Annotated in this window: 17 protein-coding genes; 8 read left to right on the forward strand and 9 right to left on the reverse strand. The window is 65.4% G+C overall.

What is annotated here, in order from left to right:
• Positions 1-12: 12 nt before the first annotated feature.
• Positions 13-1,323, reverse strand: a complete 1,311-nt coding sequence (locus tag G4D77_RS26605; RefSeq protein ID WP_047470508.1) for an amidase — start codon at positions 1,321-1,323, stop codon at positions 13-15.
• Positions 1,324-1,604: 281 nt separating this feature from the next.
• On the opposite strand from G4D77_RS26605, the gene G4D77_RS26610 reads away from it, so the two are divergent.
• Together G4D77_RS26610 and G4D77_RS26615 are read left to right on the forward strand one after the other, a co-directional pair.
• On the forward strand, positions 1,605-2,264 hold the full coding sequence (locus tag G4D77_RS26610; RefSeq protein WP_016454373.1) for a GntR family transcriptional regulator: 660 nt from the start codon (positions 1,605-1,607) through the stop codon (positions 2,262-2,264).
• Positions 2,265-2,433: 169 nt separating this feature from the next.
• On the forward strand, positions 2,434-3,756 hold the full coding sequence (locus G4D77_RS26615) for an MFS transporter (RefSeq protein ID WP_016454372.1): 1,323 nt from the start codon (positions 2,434-2,436) through the stop codon (positions 3,754-3,756).
• Between the two features lie 179 nt (positions 3,757-3,935).
• Here G4D77_RS26615 and G4D77_RS26620 read toward each other — a convergent pair whose 3' ends face one another.
• A complete protein-coding gene (locus tag G4D77_RS26620; RefSeq protein ID WP_016450488.1) occupies positions 3,936-4,484 on the reverse strand; it encodes a phasin family protein in 549 nt (182 codons plus the stop codon).
• Positions 4,485-4,807: 323 nt separating this feature from the next.
• Here G4D77_RS26620 and G4D77_RS26625 point away from each other — a divergent pair, with 323 nt between their 5' ends.
• From G4D77_RS26625 to G4D77_RS26650, 6 genes are all read left to right on the forward strand, one after another.
• Positions 4,808-5,269, forward strand: a complete 462-nt coding sequence (locus tag G4D77_RS26625) for an acyl-CoA thioesterase (protein ID WP_017404735.1) — start codon at positions 4,808-4,810, stop codon at positions 5,267-5,269.
• Between the two features lie 115 nt (positions 5,270-5,384).
• Positions 5,385-6,605, forward strand: coding sequence for a nicotinate phosphoribosyltransferase (gene pncB, locus G4D77_RS26630; protein WP_047218007.1), 1,221 nt, complete (start codon positions 5,385-5,387; stop codon positions 6,603-6,605).
• 61 nt (positions 6,606-6,666) lie between these two features.
• On the forward strand, positions 6,667-8,094 hold the full coding sequence (locus tag G4D77_RS26635; RefSeq protein ID WP_034363676.1) for a sodium:proton antiporter: 1,428 nt from the start codon (positions 6,667-6,669) through the stop codon (positions 8,092-8,094).
• A 37-nt stretch (positions 8,095-8,131) separates the two neighbouring features.
• A complete protein-coding gene (locus tag G4D77_RS26640) occupies positions 8,132-9,139 on the forward strand; it encodes a 2-hydroxyacid dehydrogenase (protein ID WP_016450492.1) in 1,008 nt (335 codons plus the stop codon).
• Between the two features lie 110 nt (positions 9,140-9,249).
• Positions 9,250-10,740, forward strand: a complete 1,491-nt coding sequence (locus G4D77_RS26645; protein WP_154836342.1) for a DNA recombination protein RmuC — start codon at positions 9,250-9,252, stop codon at positions 10,738-10,740.
• A 1-nt stretch (position 10,741) separates the two neighbouring features.
• Positions 10,742-11,923: an MFS transporter gene (locus tag G4D77_RS26650; protein ID WP_016450494.1), complete on the forward strand. Its 1,182-nt coding sequence runs from the start codon at positions 10,742-10,744 to the stop codon at positions 11,921-11,923.
• A gap of 70 nt (positions 11,924-11,993) precedes the next feature.
• Here the strand turns inward: G4D77_RS26650 and G4D77_RS26655 are convergent, their stop codons facing one another.
• From G4D77_RS26655 to G4D77_RS26685, 7 genes are all read right to left on the reverse strand, one after another.
• Positions 11,994-12,863 carry an LOG family protein gene (locus G4D77_RS26655; protein WP_016450495.1) on the reverse strand — a complete coding sequence of 290 codons (870 nt, stop codon included), beginning with the start codon at positions 12,861-12,863 and terminating at the stop codon, positions 11,994-11,996.
• 242 nt (positions 12,864-13,105) lie between these two features.
• Positions 13,106-13,492: a monovalent cation/H(+) antiporter subunit G gene (locus G4D77_RS26660; RefSeq protein WP_016450496.1), complete on the reverse strand. Its 387-nt coding sequence runs from the start codon at positions 13,490-13,492 to the stop codon at positions 13,106-13,108.
• On the reverse strand, positions 13,489-13,767 hold the full coding sequence (locus G4D77_RS26665) for a K+/H+ antiporter subunit F (protein ID WP_012206532.1): 279 nt from the start codon (positions 13,765-13,767) through the stop codon (positions 13,489-13,491). Before G4D77_RS26665 ends, G4D77_RS26660 begins: the two co-directional genes overlap by 4 nt.
• A complete protein-coding gene (locus tag G4D77_RS26670) occupies positions 13,764-14,255 on the reverse strand; it encodes a Na+/H+ antiporter subunit E (protein ID WP_016450497.1) in 492 nt (163 codons plus the stop codon). The genes G4D77_RS26665 and G4D77_RS26670 overlap by 4 nt, the downstream gene beginning before the upstream one ends.
• Positions 14,252-16,048, reverse strand: a complete 1,797-nt coding sequence (locus G4D77_RS26675; RefSeq protein ID WP_154833927.1) for a monovalent cation/H+ antiporter subunit D — start codon at positions 16,046-16,048, stop codon at positions 14,252-14,254. Before G4D77_RS26675 ends, G4D77_RS26670 begins: the two co-directional genes overlap by 4 nt.
• Complete coding sequence (locus tag G4D77_RS26680; RefSeq protein ID WP_016450499.1) at positions 16,045-16,410, reverse strand: Na+/H+ antiporter subunit C; 366 nt, start codon at positions 16,408-16,410, stop codon at positions 16,045-16,047. The genes G4D77_RS26675 and G4D77_RS26680 overlap by 4 nt, the downstream gene beginning before the upstream one ends.
• A complete protein-coding gene (locus G4D77_RS26685) occupies positions 16,410-19,388 on the reverse strand; it encodes a monovalent cation/H+ antiporter subunit A (RefSeq protein ID WP_016450500.1) in 2,979 nt (992 codons plus the stop codon). Before G4D77_RS26685 ends, G4D77_RS26680 begins: the two co-directional genes overlap by 1 nt.
• Positions 19,389-19,442: the final 54 nt, after the last annotated feature.

Raw genomic sequence — 19,442 nt, forward strand, 5'->3', positions numbered from 1 at the left:
TGTCTCCCGGTATCAAGGGTGCACAAAGTGATGGAAGGGCAAGGCAAACTCGTGGGCAAAGGCCAGCAGCAGGCTTTCGCTGCCGGGTGCTCCCACGATCTGGACACTGACCGGACGGCCCCGGCCGTCCTTGCCCACGGGCATGACCAGCGCTGGCAGCCCCAGGTAGTTGATATAGGCGTGGTGGCGGTGCATTGCCGCCAGCGCGCGAGGGTCGAAGCCGGGGCAGGAGGTTGTGACGGTCTCGCGGTCGGGCACGCCTTTTGGCAGGCAGGGCGTCAGCAAAAGGTCGATGCCGTCCAGGCAGGTGGTCATGAAGGCATGGCTCTGTGCCGGTATCTGATGCAAGGCATGGCGATACCAGCCATTTGGCATGGCCCAGCCCGGCAGGGCGATGGCCCTTGTGGCCGGAGCCAGGGTGTCAAGCTCTGTGCGCACAGCGGCCTCCAGTGAAATGGCTGCCTCGGCATGCAGGACGATCTGGGCCAGCCGGTTCAGCCGGCCCAGGTCAGGCGCTGGGCGGTTTTGGATCTGCACGCTGGCGTGCAGGCTCTTTTCGAAGAGGGTCAGCGCAGCCGCCACGCCGGCATCCTCGTGGGTTGTGCGCATTGCGTTGCCGATGCGCCAGCGCGGTGGGGGCTCCGGCGTGTCAGGCCGCGTCGGCAGCATGGCTGTGAAGATGCGGGCCGCATCGGCTGCGCTGCGCGCGATCACCCCGACGGTATCCAGAGTGGGAGCCAATGGCGCCACGCCATCGGAGGGCAGCAGGCCGCGCGTAGGCTTCAGGCCGATCAGGGCGCAGGTTGCCGCCGGCATGCGCACTGAGCCCGCCGTGTCGGTGCCCAGCGAAGCCGCGCAAAGACCCGCAGCCACGGCCACGGCCGATCCGCTGGACGAGCCGCCGACGGCAGCCTGGGCGTCAAGAGGGTTGAGCAGCCGTGGTGAATGGAGGCTCTCTGCCGTGGCGCCGCATGCAAATTCCGCCATGGTGAGCGCGCCCAGGTGCAGTGCGCCCTGCGCCTTCAGCCGTTGCAAGACGGTGGCGGCCGGCCGGATCTGCCCCGTTGTGCGAGGCCGGCCCAGACCTGGTACGTGCAGGCCCGTGTCGAAGACGTCCTTGTGTGCTAGTGGCACGCCGGAGAGCAGGCCGCCGGGTTGGGGCGACGGTGCGGCAAAGATGTGCTCCGCGCAGTGCCACTGCGCGTTGCGGCGCCTGAATTCGGTGGCCAGTGCTGCCGCATGACTGTCATGTGCCGAGGGAGGCAGCAGGGCGAAGCGCCGGAGCATTTCGTCCACTGAAGGAAGCGTCTCGAACTCAGCCATGGCCGGGCTCCGTGCACTCCAGTTCGTTCGCCACGGCGCTCAATCGGGCCAGTGTTTGAGCAATGGCCTGAAGGTCCTGCGGTGGCAAAGCCAGGCCCCGCAGTCGGCAGGCCAGCGCAGCCCAGGCCAGCCAATCATGTGAGCAGTCTTCGTGCATGGTGCTTGTCTCCTGCTACGCTTGTGCATTGATCTAATTTTGAGTGTCATAAATATATTTATGAAAGTCAAGGAAATAAAATCAGGCGGCGATCCGTTCTGTTTTTGCGAAGGGGAGGCTTGCTATGAAGGCTGCTGAGCGCATCCGCCTTTCCATTGAGGAATCCATACGCGACGGCAGCCTGCTGCCCGGGGATGCGGTGGATGAACAGGCGCTGATGCAGACCTATGACGTGTCACGCACACCCGTACGCGAGGCTCTGCTGCAGTTGCAGGCCCAGGGCCTGGTGGTCAATCTGCCGCGCGCCGGCATGGTGGTGGCCAAGATGGATGTGGGCCAACTGCTGGCCATGTGGGAGTTGCTGGCGGAACTGGAGGGCATAGGCGCAAGGCTGGCCTGCGAGCGCATGACACCAGCAGAGCGCGAGGAGCTGGCCGCCATCCATGAACGCGCGTCAGCCGTGGCGCGTCGAGAGGACGCACAAGCCTGGCAGGAGCACAACCGGCGCTTCCACGAGGCGCTGTACCAGGGGGCGCGCAATCCCTATCTTCGGCAGGAGATCCTGCGTATGCGTTCACGCACCGGTGCCTACAGACGCCATGCATTTTCGGCCTTTGGCCAGACGGCCCTGTCCTGGGCTCAGCATGGAGAAATGGTCGAAGCAGTCCAGGCGCAGGATGCTTCGCGGGCGGCCTCCCTGATGACCCGGCACATGAGTCCTGGCCAGGGCTCGGCCAGTTTCGCGTCGTTCATCGCGGCCCTGCCCAAGCACCTGCTGGCTTGAGCGCACGAGGGCGCAGGCAGGACATCTGCGGGAAGTCCCGGGGTATATAAGTTATTTGCGCGATCAAAAATATATTTATAGAAATCAAAAAAATTTGATCGTGCATCCTGACCTCGCTGTTTCGAGGGGGATGTCTTGTGCAGGCATACCTACCAAGGAACCACCCATCATGGACGCTCTTTCCCCGCAGTTGCCTTTGCCCCAGGCGCTGGTCCAAGCGCCGGCTTTCGATTCGGACGCCGTGCATCGCAAGGTTGCATGGCGGCTGATCCCCTTTCTTGTCTTCCTGTTTCTGTTGGCCTGGATAGACCGTGTCAATGTCGGCTTTGCCAAGCTGCAGATGCTGCAGGACCTGCGATTCAGTGAGGCTGTCTACGGACTGGGCGCAGGCATCTTCTTCATCGGCTACTTTCTCTTCGAGGTCCCCAGCAATCTGTTGCTGCAGCGCATAGGTGCGCGCAAGACGCTGGCGCGCATCACCATCCTGTGGGGGCTGGCGTCCATGGGCATGGCTTTTGTGACCACGCCCGAGGCCTTTTATGCGCTGCGCTTCCTGCTCGGTGTGTTCGAGGCGGGGTTTTTCCCGGGCGTCATGCTTTACCTGACCTACTGGATTCCGGCTGCCAGGCGAGGCCGCATCAACGGATGGTTCATGACTTCCTTCGGCATCGCGGGCGTGGTGGGCGGGCCCATCGCTGGGCTCATCATGAGTGGAATGGAGGCAGTGGCCCCTCTGCGAAACTGGCAGTGGCTGTTCGTCCTGGAAGGCATTCCCTCGGTGATCGCTGGCTTGGTGGTCCTGGCATGGCTGCCCGACAGGCCCTGCCAGGCTCACTGGCTGTCCGAGGCAGAGAAAAGCGCGTTGGAAATGCAACTCGACGCCGAGCGGCAGGGTGCGGGCAAGCATGCAAGCTTCATGCAGGCACTGCGTCTGCCCGCGCTGTGGCTGTGCACGGCGGCGTACTTCTGCATCGTGGGCGGCAATGCCACGCTGGCCTTCTGGATGCCTTCGCTGGTGCGTGAGCTGGGTGTGCACAGTGCGTTGCACATCGGCCTGCTGTCGGCGATTCCGTTCATGCTTGGCACGGCGGCCATGGTGATCAACGGGGCACATTCCGACGCCACCCGCGAGCGCCGTCTGCATTGTGCGGGTGCCACCTTGGTCGGTGCTGTCGGGCTTGCGCTGACTGGCGCCACCATGGGCAACCCGGTGCTGGCCATGGTGGCCTTGAGCATTGCTGCCATTGGTGTTCTGGGCGCCTTCCCGGTGTTCTGGGCCATGCCAGCTTCGTTTCTGACCGGCACAGCGGCTGCTGCGGGCATTGCCTTCATCAATTCGGTAGGCAATCTCGCAGGCTTTGCCACGCCGTTCATGATGGGCTGGGCCAAGCAGTGGACCGGTGGTGTCGGCGCGGGCCTTTATGGAGTGGCCGCAATGCAGCTGGCCGCATCGGCCATTGTGGCTTTGGCCATGCGCAGGCTCAAACCATGAACAGGCCATGGCAGGCGAAAAAAAAACCCAGTCCAAGGACTGGGTTTTGAAAGGATCCAGAAACGGGGGTTTCGAGAGGATCCAAGGAGACAACTGGTCAGGTCTTGCGACCCGGGATGCATGCAATTATGAGGGTAATCACTGATTCTTGCACGCAACCCTGTTGTAAGACGGCGTGATCAACGCTTGCGGGTCTGGGCCGACTGGACGGCTTCGCTGGCGGTGTTGGTCACGGCCGTGAAGTTGGCTTCCGCCAGGTCCGAAGCCTGCTTGACGGCCTTTTGCACCGACTCGAAGGCATTGTTGGCAGCCGACACGGCGCTCTTCATCACGGCCACGGCGGTTTCGGAACCTGCGGGTGCGTTCTTGGCGGTGGTGTCCACCAGGGCGCTGAAGTTCTTCTGCAGATCGGACGCCTGGCTTTCGAAGGCCTTGGCCAGCTCGGCACCGGTGCCGCTGGCGATGTCGTACAGGTGGCGGCTGTAGGCAGCGGTCTTTTCAGCCAGGGGCTGGAACAGGTTGGCCTGCAGCGACAGCAGCTCCTGCGCATCCTTCACGCTCAGGACGGCCTGGGTGTGCTGGGCGGCTTCGTTCAGTGCGGCGCGCGAGGCGGTCACATTCAGTTCCACCAGCTTTTCAACGCCTTCGAAGGCCTTGCTCGTCAGGCCGAACAGGGTTTCCAGGTTGGCCTTTTGTGCGCTCAGGATTTGGTCAGGGGTCAAGCTCATGTCAGTCTCCAGAAAAACGGACCACAGGGGTCTCGGGTTACGGGGAATTGCCTGCGCTGACCTGACTGAGTGTCATGTTGCAGTGCAGCATGGGTCTTATTGTAGGGATTGCAAAAAAGGAATCAAGTACCTGATGCTGCGGTGCAGCAAAAAAATCGGCAAAGCTGTGGGTTTTTTGTAAGTCTTTGATTTTGAATTGGTTTTATGTCGGTTTGACGACATTTTTCGGTTTGCATGCTTACTCGCTTGGCGAGTGATTGGCAGCAGTGCGCGTCGTGATGGCGACAGTGGCTGGGGACAGGGCGCATTCGGCCGGCGGCACAATGGCCGCCATGAATGAATCGCCCCCGAGCCGCCCCGCGCCGCAGCCCCGTTCGGCCTATGCGGCATTCCGACGCATCAGCACGCGCTGGTCGGACAACGACGTCTACGGGCACGTCAACAACGTCGTCTATTACAGCTGGTTCGATACGGCGGTGAATGCCCATCTGATCGAGCAGGGCGCGCTGGACATTCATGCGGGCGAGACGATAGGCCTGGTCATAGAGACGCAATGCAATTACTTTGCGCCGCTGGCCTTCCCGCAGGAGGTGGAGGCCGGTATCCGGGTGGCCCGCATCGGTGGCTCCAGCGTGCGCTACGAGGTGGGGCTGTTCGCGCAGGGCGAGCCATTGACGGCGGCGGCCGGGCATTTCGTGCATGTCTATGTGGACCGGCATACGCGCCGGCCTGCCCAGATTCCGCAGGCGCTGCGACAGGTGCTGGAGCCGCTGCTGCGCGGTTGATGGCGTTCGGGGCGCATGCAAGGCGCCCGCTCGCAGCGCGGCAGCGTGTGTATGGCCTACACTCGAAAGCTGTCTGCCATCTGACCGCTGGGGCGCTTACCGCCCGGCTCTGTCCATGATCATCACCAGCCTGCTCGATACCGACCTGTACAAATTCACGATGATGCAGGTGGTGCTGCACCAGTTTCCCGGAGCACAGGTCGAGTACCGCTTCAAGTGCCGCAACCCCGGCGTGCAGCTCGCACCCTATGTGAACGAGATCCGCTCCGAGATCCGCTCGCTGTGCAGCCTGCGTTTCCAGGACGCGGAGCTGGCCTATCTGAGCTCGCTGCGCTTCATCAAGAGCGACTTCGTCGATTTCCTGGGCCTGTTCCACCTCAACGAGAAATGCATCACGGTGCAGGCGCTGCCCAATGGCGAGATCGACATCACCATCCGCGGGCCTTGGCTGCACACCATCCTGTTCGAGATTCCCGTGCTGGCCATCGTCAACGAGGTGTACTTCCGCAACACCCAGCCGGTGCCCGATTTTCCGGAAGGCCGGCGCCGTCTCGACGCCAAGATTGCGCTGCTGCAGCAGCCCGGCCTGGAGCAGCTCAAGATTGCCGACTACGGCACGCGCCGCCGCTTTTCGCGGGCCTGGCATGAAGAGGTGCTGCGCGTGCTGTGCGCACGCCTGGGCCGGCCCGGCACATCCGTGGAGTCCGAGGGCCAGTTCGCCGGCACCAGCAATGTGCTGTACGCCATGAAGCTGGGCGTGCGGCCCCTTGGCACGCTGGCGCATGAATACCTGCAGGCCTGCCAGTCCCTGGGCCCGCGCCTGCGCGACAGCCAGATCTTCGGCTTCGAATCCTGGGCGCGCGAATACCGGGGCGACCTGGGCATTGCGCTGTCGGACGTCTACGGCATGTCGGCCTTCCTGCGCGATTTCGACCTGTACTTCTGCAAGCTCTTCGACGGTGCGCGCCACGACAGCGGCGACCCGTTCGAGTGGGGCGAGCGGCTGCTGGCCCACTACCGTGCCAACCGCATCGATCCGCTGACCAAGACGCTGATCTTCAGCGACGGCCTGACGGTGCCGCGCACCATCGAGCTGTTCCAGCGCTTCCATGGCCGCTGCCAGCTGGCCTTCGGCATAGGCACCAACCTGACCAACGACCTGGGCGACGCGCCCGACCATGTGCCGCTGCAGATCGTCATCAAGATGACCCGCTGCAACGGCCAGCCCGTGGCCAAGCTCTCGGACACGCCGGGCAAAAGCATGTGCGATGACGAGAAGTACCTGGCCTACCTGCGTCAGGTGTTCGAGATTGCGCCGCCTGCGGCGCAGGCTTGATTGCGGCACCATCTGCCGCCAGGAGGGGACAGTGAATAGAGAACAAAGAGGAGACGGGACCATGAAGGCATTGCGCGGATTGCTGGCGCTGCTGGCCACCTGCGTGCCATCCTGGGCCCTGGCCGCCGATATCGACGGCGGCCAGCTTTCGGTACTTTGGGGCGTGCCGTTTGCGGGCATGCTGTTGTCAATCGCCCTGGTGCCGCTGGCGGCGCCCCATTTCTGGCACCGGCATTTCGGCAAGGTGACGGCCGCCTGGGCGCTGGTCTTTCTGCTGCCCTTCGCGGCGGTGTTCGGCGTGGGCGCGGCCATGGCCAACCTGGTGCATGCCCTGCTGGCTGAATACCTGCCGTTCGTGATCCTGCTGACGGCGCTGTACACGGTGTCGGGCGGCATCTATGTGCGCGGCAATCTCAAGGGATCGCCGGGGCTGAACACGGCCATTCTGGCGATCGGCGCCGTGCTGGCCAGCTTCATGGGGACCACGGGCGCCTCGATGCTGCTGATCCGGCCGCTGCTGCGCGCCAACGACAACCGCAGGCACCAGGTGCATGTGGTGGTGTTCTTCATCTTCATCGTCTCCAATGCCGGCGGCTCGCTGACGCCGCTGGGCGATCCACCGCTGTTCCTGGGCTTTCTCAAGGGGGTGGATTTCTTCTGGACGGTACGCCACATCTTCACCGAGACGCTGTTCCTGGTGGGCGCGCTGCTGGCGCTGTTCTACGCAATCGATGCCTGGCTGCTGCGCAAGGCCGGCGAAGCGGATCTGCCCGATCCCACGCCCAGCGTCGATGCCTTGGGCCGCGCCAGCCGCCTGGGCTTTGATGGCGGCGTGAACTTCGTGCTGCTGCTGGCCGTGGTGGCACTGGTGCTGATGAGCGGCCTGTGGCGTACCGATGCCGGCCTGGTGCTGGCCGGCACGCATGTGGGCCTGCCGGGTCTGGTGCGCGATGCGGGCCTCGTCGCCGTGACTGTGCTGTCCCTCAGGCTCACGCCGCGCAGCGTGCACCAAGCCAATGAATTCGGCTGGGGGCCGATGCAGGAAGTGGCCAAGCTGTTCGCGGGCATCTTCCTGACCATCATTCCCGTGATCGCCATGCTCAAGGCGGGAACGGCCGGACCCTTCGGCGCCATCGTGGGGGCCGTGACGCGTGCCGACGGCACGCCCGATCCGCTGATGTATTTCTGGGCCACGGGCCTGCTGTCCTCGTTCCTGGACAACGCGCCGACCTACCTGGTGTTCTTCAATACGGCGGGTGGAGACGCCGCTCAGATGATGACGGCCATGGCCTCGACGCTGGCCGCCATCTCGGCGGGCGCGGTGTTCATGGGCGCCAACACCTATATCGGCAATGCGCCCAACCTGATGGTCAAGGCCATTGCCGAGGAGCGCGGCGTGAAGATGCCCAGCTTCTTCGGCTACATGGCCTGGTCGCTGTGCATTCTGGTGCCGCTGTTCGTATTGATGAGCTTCATCTGGTTCCGCTGAAGAACCGCCTAACGCCAAGACAAGGAAAGAGACAGACATGGCAAGCAAACCCCGCATCCTGATCGCCCGTGCCATCCCGCCCGAAGTGGTGCGCAAGCTGGAGCAGCACTTCGAGGTCGAGTCCAACCAGGATGACGTGGTCTGGAGCCCGCAGGAACTGGCCCGGCATCTGCAGGACAAGGATGGAGTGCTGACCACGGGCTCGCAGACCATCGATGCGGCGCTGCTGGCCGCCTGCCCGCGCCTGAAGGTGGTGGCCAACATGGCCGTGGGCTACAACAACTTCGACGTGCCTGCGATGACGGCTGCAGGTGTGCAGGGCACGAATGCCCCCGACGTGCTGACCGAGACCACGGCCGATTTCGGCTTTGCCCTGCTGATGGCCACGGCCCGCCGCGTGACCGAAAGCGAGCACTACCTGCGCGCAGGAAAGTGGAACTCCTGGCGCTACGACCTGTTTGCCGGCTCGGAAGTGCACGGCAGCACGCTGGGCATCATCGGCATGGGCCGCATCGGCCAGGGCATCGCCAAACGCGGGGCGCATGGCTTCGGCATGAAGGTGGTCTATCACAACCGCTCGCGCCTGTCGCCCGAGCTGGAAGCCGAATGCAAGGCCGGCTACGTGGGCAAGGATGAACTGCTGGCCATGGCCGACCATGTGGTGCTGGTGCTGCCCTACACCAAGGAAAACCACCACACCATAGGCGCGGCCGAGATCGCCCGGATGAAGCCCACGGCCACGCTGATCAACATCGCGCGCGGCGGCATCGTCGATGACGCGGCGCTGGCCAGGGCACTGCGCGACAGGACCATTGCTGCAGCAGGCCTGGACGTGTTCGAGGGCGAGCCCTCGGTCCATCCCGACCTGCTGACCGTGCCCAACGTGGTGCTGACCCCGCACATCGCCAGCGCCACCATGGGCACGCGCAGCGCCATGGCCGAGCTGGCGGCCGACAACCTGATCGACTTCCTGTCCGGCAAGGGCCCGCGCACGCCCGTGAACCAGCCCGAAGCGGCGGCCGCCGGCGCGCGCGCCAAGGCCTGAACACGGTGTTGTGACAATCGCGGGAAGGCTGGCCGTGGCCGCTTCCCGCTGCATGGAGCGCAAGCAAAATCTTGACCCAGATATCCGGAGTGTGGTGGGCGGCCTGGGCCGTGCTGCTGTTGGGGCAGGCGGCCGTGATCTGGCTGCTGTGGAGGCGCTCGGCGCAGCGCGAGGACGGGGTGGCGCCCCAGCAGGTGCTGCAGGCGCTGCAGATGCTGGACGTGCGGCTGCAGCAGCTCGAGCGCGGTGCCCAGGCCACGCAGATGGCCGTGGCCAAGAGCGATGGCGGGCTGGACCGCGTGTCGCAGCAGCTGCAGGCCCATCTGGCCCAGGCCCAGCTCGATGCCCAGGCGGCGCGGCGCGAGCAGGGCGAGGCGCTGGCAGCCTTTCGCATGGAACTGGGCCGGCTCACCGTGCGGCTGGCCGCCGACAGCGCCCAGGCCCGCGAGGCCCAGGGCGAAAGCACGCAGCGCTTCAACGCCCATGTGCAGGAGCGCTTCGAGGCGCTGGCGCAGACCACGCGCAGCACGCTGGACTCCCTCAAGAACGACATCCAGCAGCAGCTGGGCGGGCTGGCGCAATCCAGCCAGGTCCATGCCGAGCAGCTGCGCGGCACGCTCAACGAGCGGCTGGCCACCATCCAGTCGGACAACGCGGCGCGCCTGGAAGAGATGCGGCGCACGGTGGACGAGAAGCTGCATGCCACGCTGGAGCAGCGCCTGGGCGAATCGTTCAAGCTGGTCAGCGACCGGCTGGAGCAGGTGCACAAGGGCCTGGGCGAGATGCAGACGCTGGCCGGCAGCGTGGGCGATCTCAAGCGCGTGATGACCAATGTGAAGACGCGCGGCACCTGGGGCGAACTGCAGCTGGGCGCCATCATCGAGAACGTGCTCACGCCCGAGCAGTACGCGCGCAACGTCAAGACCGTGCCCGGCAGCGACGACATGGTGGAGTTCGCCATCCGCCTGCCCGGACGCAGCGACGAGACGCCGGTCTGGCTGCCCATCGACGCCAAGTACCCGGTGGAGCAGTACCAGCGCCTGCTCGACGCCCAGGATGCGGCGGACAAGGCGGCCATTGTCTCGGCAGGCAATGCCTTCGAGGCATCGATCAAGTTCGAGGCGCGCAAGATCCACGGCAAGTACGTGAGCCCGCCGCACACCACGGACTTTGCCGTGCTCTACCTGCCTACCGAAGGCCTGTTTGCCGAGGTCATGCGCCGCCCCGGCCTGGTCGAGGCCGTGCAAAACGGCTGCCGCGTGATGGTCACCGGCCCGGCCAACCTGGCCGCCATGCTCAGCAGCCTGCAGATGGGCTTCAAGACGCTGGCCATCGAAAAGCGCTCGTCCGAGGTCTGGGCGGTGCTCGGCCAGGTCAAGACCGAGTTCGCCAAGTTCGGCGAAGTGGTGGATGCCACGCGCAAGTCCATAGACGCGGCGGCCAAGCGCTTCGAGCAGGTGGGTGTGCGCACGCGCGCCATCCAGCGCCAGCTGCGCGACGTGCAGGAGCTGCCCGCGCCGACCTCTAGTGCAGCGCGGCCCGGCCTGCCGGATGACAAGGACGCTGCGGCCGGAATGGAGCCGGGATCGGATCAGGATTGAGATGAACCTGGCCCTGTTCAAGGTCATCATGGCGCAGGTCAGCGTGCATGCCACCATGGCCGGCATGCGGCTGGCAGCGCCCTTGCTGGCGCTGCAGCAGGGCTATAGCGCGGCTGCCGTGGGCATCTTGCTGGCGCTGTTCGCGCTGACCCAGGTGTTCCTGGCGCTGCCGGCCGGGCGCTTCGCGGACAAGCATGGTTTTCGAAAGCCGTTTTTCCTGTCCATGCTGGCGGCCAGCGGGGGCTGCGCGCTGGCGCTGGCATTGCCGCTGTATCCGGTGCTATGCCTTGCGGCGTTGTTGACGGGCGGAGCCAGCGGCGCCGTGGTGATTGCCGTGCAGCGCCATGCGGGCCGTGTCACGCACGATGCGGTGGCGCTCAAGAAGGTGTTCAGCTGGTTGGCCATAGGCCCGGCCATCTCCAACTTCATCGGGCCCTTCAGCACCGGGCTGCTGATCGATCACGCGAATTTTGGCGGCGAGGGCAGCACCATGGGCTACCGCGTCGCCTTCGGCCTGCTGGCCCTGGTGCCCGTGCTGGCCTGGAGCTGGGTGCGCCACACGCAGGAGCTGCCGCCCGTGCGTGCGCCCATAGGCGGTCCGAAGCAGCATGCCTGGGACCTGCTGCGCGACCGCAATTTCCGCAACCTGCTGCTGGTCAACTGGCTGCAGTCCGCATGCTGGGACGTGCACACCTTCGTGCTGCCGCTGCTGGGCCATGAGAAGGGCCTGAGCGCCTCGGTCATCGGCACGCTGCTGGGCATTTTTGCCGTGGCGGCCGCCGCCATCCGCCTGGCCATGCCGCTGGTGGCCGAGCGCCTGCGCGAAGGCGCCGTGATCTCCGGTGCCATGGCCATCACCGCCTTCGTCTTTGCGCTGTACCCCTTCATGGACTCGGCGCTGACCATGGGCATGTGTTCGGTGATGCTGGGTTTTTCGCTGGGGTCTGTGCAGCCCATGGTCATGAGCATGCTGCACCAGATCACGCCCGAGCACCGCCATGGCGAGGCACTGGGCCTGCGGCTCATGGCCATCAATGCCTCCAGCGTGGCCATGCCCGTGCTGTTCGGCTCGGCGGGGGCATTGATTGGCGTGTCTGCGCTGTTCTGGGTGGTGGGCGCGGCCGTGGCCTCGGGCATCCGCACGGCCTGGTTCATGGGGCTGACGCCGCGCAAGCCGGAATGAAAAAAAGCGACCTGCGCCTTGGTGCGCAGATCGCCTTGCGATGCGGTGGCGGCCTGCCGGCCGCTGCGGCTTACCAGCCGCCAGCGTGGAACTGCTTGATCAGCGCCCAGGCTTCGACCGGATCATCGGTATAGCGGAACAGCTGCAGGTCCTTGGGCGAGATCGTGCCTTCCTCGATCATCAGGTCGATGTTGAGCAGGCGCTTCCAGAACTCGGTGCCGAACAGGATCACGGGCACGGAATGCGTCTTGCCGGTCTGCATCAGGGTCAGCACCTCGAACAGCTCGTCCAGCGTGCCGAAGCCGCCGGGGAAGGCCACCAGGGCCTTGGCGCGCATCATGAAATGCATCTTGCGCAGGGCGAAGTAGTGGAACTTGAAGCTCAGGTCCGGCGAGATGAAGCGGTTGCCGTTTTGCTCGTGCGGCAGCTCGATGTTCAGGCCGATGCTGGGCGCGCCCACGTCATGGGCGCCTCGGTTGGCCGCCTCCATGATGCCGGGGCCGCCGCCGGTGCAGATGTAGAGGCGCTCCTCGGGCGGCTGGTTCAGGCTGTCGGCGGCCACGATGCGCGTGAAGGCGCGGGCCTGTTCATAGCGGTGCGCATTGCGCACGGCGCGCTCGGCCAAGGCAACGCGCTGGGGATCGCCGCTGGCCTGTGCGTCGGCCAATTGCTGCTCGGCCTGCTCCAGGTCCACGAAGCGCGCGCTGCCATAGACCACGACGGTGTGCTCGATGCCGCGCTCGATCTGGGCCAGGTCCGGCTTGAGCAGCTCCAGCTGCATGCGGATGCCGCGGGTTTCGCGGCGGAACATGAATTCCGGGTCCGCGAAGGCGAGGCGATTGGAGTTCTGCTGCAATGCCATGCCGTTGTGTGCCTGGTTGTGAAGGGCCGACCAGCCGTTGGCCAGATCGGTATCGGTCAGGGGGGAAGAGATTTGCATGAACCCTCGTACACAGGAAAAACCAGGGCGGCCACGCCTGTGGCCGTTCCATCAAATACGTTGCCAGCGCAGATGATGACTGCACTATACGCTCACAAACTCATAGCCGCGGGGCTCGCGCACCGGGTGCTTTGGCGCATTGACGCAGCCGTGGGCGAATTCGTATGCTGGACAGTTGGCAGTAGGGCTTTTGCCTGCCGCTGCCTGCCGCATCGGCGGGTATTTTCAGGCCCGATTGCGCTTCAGACGTCCGGGTGTTCGGCCGGCTCGTTGCGCACGACGCTGCTCAGCGGTGGCGGCACGTCCTGGCCCGCACGGCGTGCGCGGAACAGGGCTGCACGCATCAGGAAGATGGTCGTGATGGGAACGGTCACCGAGATGAACACCGCAATCAGCAGCGCATGCACGGCCAGGCTCTGTCCGCTGACGGAAAAGTAGATCCAGGTGGCATGCATGATCAGCCAGCAGCCCATGGTGGCGATGATGGAAGGCGCATGCACGCGCTCGAAATAGCTGTCCAGGCGCCACAGGCCCATGGAGCCCAGAAAGGCGATGATGGCGCCGCCCAGCGCCAGCACAGCCACCAGGATCTGGCACCACAGCGGCAGCGTGGTGGTTTCCGGCATCATTCGATCACCTCGCCGCGCAGCAGGAACTTGGCCATGGCCGTGGAGCCCACGCAGCCGAACAGCGCAACCAGCAGGGCGGCCTCGAAATAGCTGGTGCTGTCATAGATGATGCCCATCAGCAGCATGGCCAGCATGCCGTTGAGGTACATGCAGTCCAGCGCCAGCACGCGATCCTGGGCGTGCGGGCCCTTGAGCAGGCGCAGCACGGCGCAGCCCATGGCGGCGACCAGCAGGCCCAGCGCGAACATCAAAGTCCAGTGGAACCAGGGCATCATTCGAAAATCTCCATCAGGGGGCGCTCGTAGGAGCGCTTGACGTGCTGGACGATCTCTTCGGGGTCATCGACCTCCAGCACATGCAGCATGAGCTGGGAGCGGTCGCGCGAGATCTCGGCCCAGGCCGTGCCGGGCGTGATGCACACGATCATGGCGAGCACGGCCAGGCCGTTGGGGTCGCGCAGTTCCAGCGGGATGCGCACGAAGTTGGCCGGGTGCTTGCGCATGCCCGGAAACAGCATGAACCGCACGACGTTGAAGTTGGACACCGAGGTGTCCCAGACCACGCGCAGCCCCAGGCGCACGATGGTCAGCGGATGGCGCACGCGCACGGGCAAGGGGCGCAGGCCGCGCAGCAGCAGCGGCAGCAACAGGCCCAGCAAGGCGCCCAGCAGGATCTGGCCGCTGCTGAACGAGCGGTTGAGCAGCAGCCACAGCAGGAACAGCGCCACCGACAGCAGCGGCGCGGGCAGCAGGGTTTTCATCATCGGGAATCCTCCTTGCCGGCCGTTGGGCCTGCATCGCCTATGCCTGCGGGCATGGGGGCGCCGCTGGCCTGGGCAGCGGCGCGCGCGGCGCCTTCGGGGCCGGCTTCCAGCCGCGCCTTCTTTTCTGCCGGGCTCGGCTCCGGCTGCGTGCCCATGACGGAGCGCACATAGACATCGGGCGCCAGCAGCGCATCGGCCGCACGCTGCGTGTAGCCCATCAGCTGGCCACCCTGCACGGTGAGCGCCACGCAGCAGGCCAGCAGCACGGCGATGGGCAGGCCTTCGGCCACACGCAACGAGGGCGAGTTCTGCTCCTCGGTCGCCCAGAAATGGCGTATGCCGGCGCGCACCAGCGACAGCAGGGCGAGCAGTCCCGTGGCGATCATCAGCGCCACCAGCGCCCAGCCGGCCCAGCCGGCCTGGAAGCCGCTGGAGTTGCCCAGGCCCAGCGGGTTGAGCAGGGCAGACAGCATGGCGAACTTGCCCACAAAGCCCGAAAGCGGGGGCAGGCCGGTGACCACCAGGGTGGCCAGCATGAAGCTCAGGCCGATGAAGGCGGCCGCTGCGGGAATCGCGCGGCCGATCAGCACCTCTTCGGATTCGTCGAGGTTGAAGCCCTCCGTGGGCAGCAGTTCGGCGTTGAGGAAGGGAGCCTCGTCATCCTCATAGGGCTCGCCCGCATCGTCATCCACGCGCCAGCGGTCCACCACGTCGGCGATCAGAAACAGGGCGCTCACGGCCAGGGTGGAGCTGGGCAGGTAGTACAGCAGCCCCGCCGTCAAGGCGTTCTGGCCAAAGCCCGTGGCGGCCAGCAAGGTGCCCGAAGAGAGAACGGCCGCAAAGCCTGCGATATGCGTCAGGCGCTGCGAGCCCAGCATGCCCAGGCCGCCGAAGGCCATGGTCAGCATGCCGCCGACGATCAGCCAGGTGCTGCCGAACAGGGCGGAGGCGCCGGCCTCGGAGCTGAACAGCAGCGTCCACAGCCGCAGCACCACGTAGACGCCCACCTTGGTCATGAGCGCGAACACGGCGCCCACGGGAGCGGTGGCTGCGCTGTAGGCCGGCACCAGCCAGAAGTTCAGCGGCCACATGGCTGCCTTGGTCAGGAAGGCAATGCCCAGGATGGCAGCGGCCGAATGCAGCAGCCCGCGGTCGTCGCTGCTGACCTGGGGGATGGCACGTGCCAGGTCGGCCATGTTCAGCGTGCCGGTCAGGCCGTAGAGCATGGACACGCCGATCAGGAACAGCGACGAGGCTGCAAGATTGATGGCGATGTAGTGCAGGCCCGCCTGGATGCGCGTCCGCCCGGAACCATGCAGGACCAGTCCATAGGAGGCCGCGAGCATGATCTCGAAGAACACGAACAGGTTGAACAGGTCCGCCGTGAGGAAGGCGCCGCTCAGGCCCATCAGCTGAAACTGGAACAGCGAGTGAAAGTGCATCCCCGCGCGGTGCCAGCGGGCGCTGGAGAAGACCAGCGAGGCCAGGGCCACCGTATAGGTCAGCACCAGCATCATGCCGGTCAGGCGGTCCAGTGCCAGCGAGATGCCGAAGGGCATGGGCCAGTTGCCCGGCATGTAGACGCCCAGGTTGACGGGCGCGCCGGCCTGGTCGGTCCACAGCATCAGCATCACGGCCACGCCCAGCCCCATCAGGGTGGATACCAGTCCAAGAGCGAATTTGAGGCGCTGGCGCTCTTCGCGCAGCAACAGCATCAGCGCTGCCGAAAGCATGGGCAGCACGATGGGCGCCAGCATCAGGTGCGGCATGAGACGGGCGGTCAGCTCGTTCATGGCATCTCCTGCTCGGTGCGGGAATGGGCTCCGTCCACATGGTCGGTGCCCGTGGTGCCGCGCGATGCCAGCAGCACCACCAGGAACAGTGCCGTCATGGCAAAGCCGATCACGATGGCCGTGAGCACCAGCGCCTGCGGCATGGGGTCCGCATAGTGCGCAAGATCCTGCGGCACGCCGGCGCGCAGCACGGGCTCCTTGTCGATGGCCAGGCCCTGGCGGCCCATGCTGAAGATGAACAGGTTGACTGCGTAAGACAGCAGGGCCAGGCCCATGATGACCTGGTAGGTGCGTGGGCGCAGCAGCAGCCACACGCCCGAGCCCGTCAGTACGCCGATGGCAATGGCAAGCACGACTTCCATCAGAAACCTCCTCGTGCAAGCGCTGCAGCGGTGGCTTGCTGCACGGCGGCTTCGGCCTCTTCGGCCTGTTGCTGCTGCTCCTCCAGCAGACGGGCGTGGTAGCGGTGGCTGCGCACCGATTGGTGGGCGATGGCCGTCAGAATGAGCATGGTCGCGCCGACCACCAGCGAGAACACACCGATGTCGAAGAACAGGGCGCTGGCGAGATGCACGTCGCCGACGACTGGCAGGGTCATATGGAAGGTGTGGCTGGTGAGAAAGGGATAGCCGGCCACGATGGAGCCCATGCCGGTACCCAGTGCGAACAGCAGGCCGACACCGATCCATCGGCGCGGGAAGATCGGCAGGTGGGCCTCGACCCACTGCGTGCCGGAGATGATGTACTGCATCAGCAAGGCGACCGAGAACACCAGGCCGGCCACGAAGCCGCCGCCGGGCTCGTTGTGGCCACGCATGAAGATGTAGACGGAAACCAGGGCGGCAAACGGCAGCAGCAGCCGCACCAGCACGGCGGGCACCATCAGGTAGCCCACGGCCGTATCGCCTGCGTTGCGCGGATTGAACAGATCGGTCTGCAGGTCGCCAGGCATGTAGCGCTGCTGCTCGGGCAGGTCCAGCGTCTCGCGGGCCGGGCGAAAGCGCCTGAGCAGCGCATAGACGACCAGGGCCACGATGCCCAGCACCACGATCTCGCCGAAGGTGTCGAAGCCCCGGAAGTCCACCAGCATGACGTTGACCACATTGGTGCCGCCGCCATCGCTGAGCGCATGTTCCAGGAAGAAGGTGGAGGCCCCGTCATAGAAGGGGCGGCTCATCATGGCGAAGGCCAGCCAGGCCATGCCGCCACCTGCAACCAGCGACAGCAGCAGGTCACGCATGCGGCGCGAGCGGGCGCGCAGCTCGGCGGACAGCACGGGAATGTGCAGGCTTTTGTCGCGCTTGGGCATCCAGCGCAAGCCCAGCAGCATCAGCACCGTGGTGGCGACCTCGACGACCAGCTGGGTCAGCGCCAGGTCAGGCGCCGAGAACCACAGGAAGGTCAGGCAGGTGCACAGCCCGGCGCCGCCCAGCATGATCAGCGCCGTCAGCCGGTGGTACTTGGCCTTCCAGGCCGTACCCAGGGCGCAGAGAATGCCCACGGCCCACAGCATCACGAAGGCGGGCGACAGCGGCAGCATGCTCCGGTCTCCAAGCTTGATGCCTTGCAGCCACAGCGGCAGAACGCCCGCCAGCACGGCGGTGCAGACCAGCCACAGCATCTGCCACTGCAGGCGCATGGTGGACAGGCGCCGGCGCGACCAGCGGCCCAGCAGGGACAGGCGGGCCAGCAGGTTCTCGAAAACACGCTGGCCGCTGAGCGTCCCCACCAGCGGCGCGGTATCCATATGGCCGGCCTGGCGCTGCCAGCGCAGCAGCATGTACAGCAGGATGCCGCCAATCAACGCCACAAGGCTCATGATCAAGGGCATGTTCCAGCCGTGCCAGATGGCCAGGCTGTACTCGGGCAGGTCGCCGCCGACCACGGGCGTGGCGGCCGCTGCGAGAAAGCTGCCCACGGCCCACGCCGGCAGCATGCCCACCACCAGGCAGGCCAGCACCAGCAGCTCGACGGGCACGCGCATCCAGTGCGGAGGCTCGTGCGGGTCGTGCGGCAGGTCGGTGGCCTTGGGGCCGAAGAAGACGTCGATGGTGAAGCGCAGCGAATAGGCCACGCTGAACATGCCCGCCACCGTGGCGGCCACCGGCAAGGCCGTGCGCACCCAGGGAGCGGCATCCAGGTAGACGGTCTCGGCGAAGAACATCTCCTTGGACAGGAAGCCGTTGAGCAGCGGTACGCCCGCCATGGCCGCACTGGCCACGCAGGCCAGCGTGGCCGTGATGGGCATCATGTGCCGCAGGCCGGAGAGGCGGCGGATGTCGCGCGTGCCGCTTTCATGGTCGACGATGCCCGCGGCCATGAACAGCGAGGCCTTGAAGGTCGCGTGGTTCATGATGTGGAACACCGCAGCCACGGCGGCCAGCTTGCTGTTCAGGCCCAGCAGCAGCGTGATCAGGCCCAGGTGGGAAATCGTCGAATAGGCCAGCAATCCCTTGAGATCGTGCTGGAACATGGCCAGATAGCCGCCGATGAGCAGGGTTGCCGCGCCGGCTCCGCCCACCAGCCAGAACCAGGCATCGGTGTCACCCAGCACGGGCCACATGCGCGCCAGCAGGAACACGCCGGCCTTGACCATGGTGGCGGAGTGCAGATAGGCCGACACCGGCGTGGGCGCGGCCATGGCGTGCGGCAGCCAGAAGTGGAACGGGAACTGCGCACTCTTGGTCAGCGCGCCCAGCAGGATCAGCACCAGTGCGATCAGGTACAGCTGGTGGTCACGCACCTGCTGGCCGGCGATGAGCACGTTGTCCAGGTCATAGCTGCCCACGATGTGGCCCAGCACCAGCATGCCGGCCAGCATGGCCAGGCCGCCTGTGCCCGTCACCGTCAGCGCCATGCGCGCGCCGCGGCGTGCATCCTTGCGATGGTGCCAGTATCCGATCAGAAGAAAGGAGAAGAGGCTGGTCAGCTCCCAGAAGAAGGCAATCTGGATGATGTTGCCCGACAGCACCACGCCCGCCATCGCGCCCATGAAGGCCAGAAAGAAAGAGAAAAAGCGCGGCACTGGATCGGCCGGCGACATGTAGTAGCGCGCATACAGCACGACCAGCGAGCCTATGCCCAGCACCAGCATGCAGAACATCCAGGCAAAGCCGTCCATGCGGATCACCAGGTTCAGTCCCAGTGCCGGCAGCCACTCGATCTCCTGGCGCAGCACTTCCCCATCGGCGATCTGTGGAAACAGCAATGCGGTCTGTATGGCACAGCCCAATGCGATCACGCCGGCCAGAGTCGACTCCGTATTGCGCGCATTGGCGGGCAGCATTGCGGCAATCAGGCTGCCGATGAAGGGTAGGAGTATGAGGGTGATCAGGGGCATGGGCGGTCCATTTTACGGGCAAGGTTTTTTGCTTCGCTATGAAAACCTGAGCAT

Source organism: Delftia sp. WY8 (assembly GCF_018437695.1).
GTDB lineage: Bacteria > Pseudomonadota > Gammaproteobacteria > Burkholderiales > Burkholderiaceae_C > Comamonas > Comamonas tsuruhatensis.